This window comes from Zavarzinia sp., assembly GCF_041650655.1.
In the GTDB taxonomy this organism is placed as follows: Bacteria; Pseudomonadota; Alphaproteobacteria; order Zavarziniales; family Zavarziniaceae; genus Zavarzinia.
Genome location: NZ_JBAZKR010000241.1, coordinates 1 through 2,983, shown reverse-complemented (window position 1 = coordinate 2,983; position 2,983 = coordinate 1). Strand labels below are relative to the sequence as shown.

The 2,983-nt window shown below is 64.7% G+C and carries 3 protein-coding genes; 2 read left to right on the top strand and 1 reads right to left on the bottom strand.

Features of this window, described 5'->3' with window-relative positions; translation table 11 throughout:
• Positions 1-1,748 (bottom strand): SDR family oxidoreductase (locus WC493_RS22910; protein ID WP_373068901.1); only part of this gene is annotated, 1,748 nt, incomplete at its 3' end.
• Positions 1,749-1,961: 213 nt separating this feature from the next.
• On the opposite strand from WC493_RS22910, the gene WC493_RS22905 reads away from it, so the two are divergent.
• Positions 1,962-2,459, top strand: a complete 498-nt coding sequence (locus tag WC493_RS22905; RefSeq protein WP_373068899.1) for a phasin family protein — start codon at positions 1,962-1,964, stop codon at positions 2,457-2,459.
• Positions 2,460-2,544: 85 nt separating this feature from the next.
• A partial coding sequence (locus WC493_RS22900; protein WP_373068897.1) for a patatin-like phospholipase family protein occupies positions 2,545-2,983 on the top strand: 439 nt, incomplete at its 3' end.

Sequence of the window (2,983 nt, the reverse complement as noted above, 5' to 3'; positions counted from 1 at the left end):
TCGTCCGGGGTCAGCGTCGGCACGTGGTCGTAGAGCTTGGTCGGCGCGATCATCGGCGTCTTCACCAGCGGCATGTTGATGGTGGTGAACTCGACGCCGCGATCGACGTACTCGGAGGCCGCGCAGCGGGTCCATGCGTCGAGCGCGGCCTTGGAGGCGACGTAGGCCGAGAAGCGCGGCGCGTTGGTCAGCACGCCGATCGAGGAGATGTTGATGACATGGCCGGCGTGCTTCTCGGTCATGTGCGGCAGCACGCCCAGCGTCAGGCGCAGGGCGCCGAAGTAGTTGACCTGCATGGTGCGCTCGAAGTCGTGGAAGCGGTCGTAGGAAGTCTCGATGCCGCGCCGGATCGAACGGCCGGCGTTGTTCACCAGGACGTCGACGCCGCCGTAGTCGGCCTTGAGCCTGGCGATCAGTTCGGCGCACTGCGCCTCGTCGCTGACGTCGGTCGAGTAGGCAATCAGCTTGAGGCCGCGGGCCTTGGCTTCGACCAGGGTTTCGTTGATCTTCTCCATGTCGCGGGCGATGATGATGGTGATGGCGCCCGCCTCGGCCAGCTTGAAGGCGGCCGCCTTGCCGATGCCCGACGAGCCGCCGGTGACCAGCACCACCTTGCCGCCGATGCGGCCCTTGAGGCTGCGATCGACGAAGAGGTCGGGGTCGAGCCGGCGCTCCCAGTAGTCCCAAAGCTTCCAGGCATAGTCCTCGAGTTTCGGCACGCTGATGCCGGTGCCGGCCAGCACCTTTTCGGTTTCGCGGTTGTCGAAGCGGGTCGGGTAGTTGATGAACTGCAGGATGTCTTCGGGCAGGCCGAGGTCCTTCATTACGGCGCGCTGGATGCGCCGCACCGGCGTCAGCGCCATCAGGCTCTTCTTGACGCCGCGCGGAATGAAACCGAGCAGGGCGGCATTGACGCGCATCGCCATTTCCGGCGCGTGGCCGGCGCGGGCGAAGATGTTGAGCACGTCGCCGACGCGGCGCGGATGCGGGTCGGTGAGGTGGAAGGCGCGTCGGTCGAGGCCCTTCTTGTGGGCGATGACGTACATCGCATCGACCACGTAATCGACCGGCACGATGTTGATGCGGCCGCCTTCGAGGCCGATCGCCGGCATCCACGACGGCATCATGGTGCGCATTTTCTGGATCAGCTTGAAGAAGTAGTAGGGGCCGTCGATCTTGTCCATTTCGCCGGTGCGCGAATCGCCCACCACGACGCCGGGGCGGTAGACGCGCCAGGGCCGCTTGCATTCGTTGCGGACGATCTTTTCCGACTCGTGCTTGGAACCGAAGTAGGGATGATCGAGGTTCTCCGCTTCCTCGAACATGTCCTCGCGGAAGATGCCTTCGAACAGGCCGGCGGCGGCGATCGAGCTGACGTGGTGGAAGCAGCCGGCCTCGATTTGCTGCGCCAGTTCCACGGTGTTGCGGGTGCCGTCGACATTCGCCGCCATCTGCTTCTCGGCGCTGGCGCCGAGGTCGTACACCGCGGCGAGGTGGAAGAAATGATCGACCTTGCCCTTGAGCTTCTTCTGGTCGGCCTTGCCGACGCCGAGGCAGGGCTGCAAGAGGTCGCCGACGATGGGAATGGCGCGGGCCGGGTCGACCTTCCAGTAGCCGTAGAGCTGTTCGAGGCGCTCGGGACTCTTGTCACGGGTGAGGAAATACACGGTGGCCGCGGGCTTTTCCAGCAGCCTGGCAACCAGCCGCTTGCCGATGAATCCGGTCGCTCCGGTGACAAAGTAAATCATTGGCGTCTCCTCGTTGTTTTCTGACGTGACCCCCGGCCGCTTGGCAGGGGCGTCCCGCGTGGAATGATACAGAAGCATCGCTGCCGGCGGGGCGCGCGGGACATTAGTGTGACCTCTCTAATCGAAATCGCTAGTCTGGTTTCCGTGGCAGGCATGGCGCCTGTCGAGGCCTCGGAACCGAGGCATCACGGATCATTCAATCAGGAGGGTGTCATGGTCAAGAAGCTCGTGGTGAAGAAGCTCAAGTCGGTCGGCACGGATAGCCAGCTTTCCGCCACCATTCGCGAATCGGCCCAGCAGATATGGCTGGCGGGGCTTGGCGCGTTTGCCAAGGCGCAGCGGGAAGGCAACAAGGTGTTCGACGCGCTGGTCCGCCAGGGCGAGTCGATCCAGAAAAGCACCCGCAAGGTTGCGGAAGACAAGGTGACCGAAATGGCAGCGAAGGCAACGGGGACGTGGGACAAGCTCGAGCAGGTATTTGAAAACCGTGTCGCCCGTTCGCTGCACAGCCTTGGCGTACCGACGCGGGACGACGTCGCCGCGCTGTCCAAGCGCGTTGCCGAATTGAAGGCCGAGGTGGAAAAGCTGAACAAGGCGGCAGGCAAGCCTGCACCCAAGGCGGCCGCCAGGAAGCCGGCAGCGAAGCCCAAGGCCGCAGCCCCCAAGGCGAAGGTCGCTGCAGCCAAGCCGGTGCGTAAGGCGGCATCCTGACGCCTGTCGGCGGAGTGTCGCAGTCATCGCCTGACGGCTGGCGGCGGAGTGGGCTGACATGAGACCGGCGGCGGCACGGCCGCGCATGGCACTGGCGCTGGCGGGCGGCGGTCCGCTCGGCGCGATCTACGAGATCGGGACGCTGATGGCGCTCTCGGAAGCGATGGATGGTGTCGATTTCAACGAGCTCGATGCCTATGTCGGCGTCAGTGCAGGGAGCTTCATCGCGGCCGGCCTCGCCAATGGCTTGAGTCCGGCCTACCTGTATCGCATGTTCGTCGACAGCGACTCGGCCGAATTTCCCTTCGAACCCGAGATGCTGCTCAAGCCGGCCTTCGGCGAATATGGACGGCGCGCCGCGTCGGTGCCGGCGCTGTTGGTCGAGTCTTTCGTCGACTACTTGCGCAAGCCGCTGCGGCAGGGCTTTCTCGCGTCGTTCCAGCGCCTGTCGCGGGCAATTCCCACCGGCATTTTCGACAACGCGGGAATGGACGTCTTCCTCACGCGCCTGTTTTCCATGCCCG

Coding starts and splice junctions, on each gene's coding strand:
- WC493_RS22905 (WP_373068899.1), top strand. CDS start 1,962: ATGGTCAAGAAGCTCGTGGTGAAGAAGCTCAAGTCGGTCGGCACGGAT.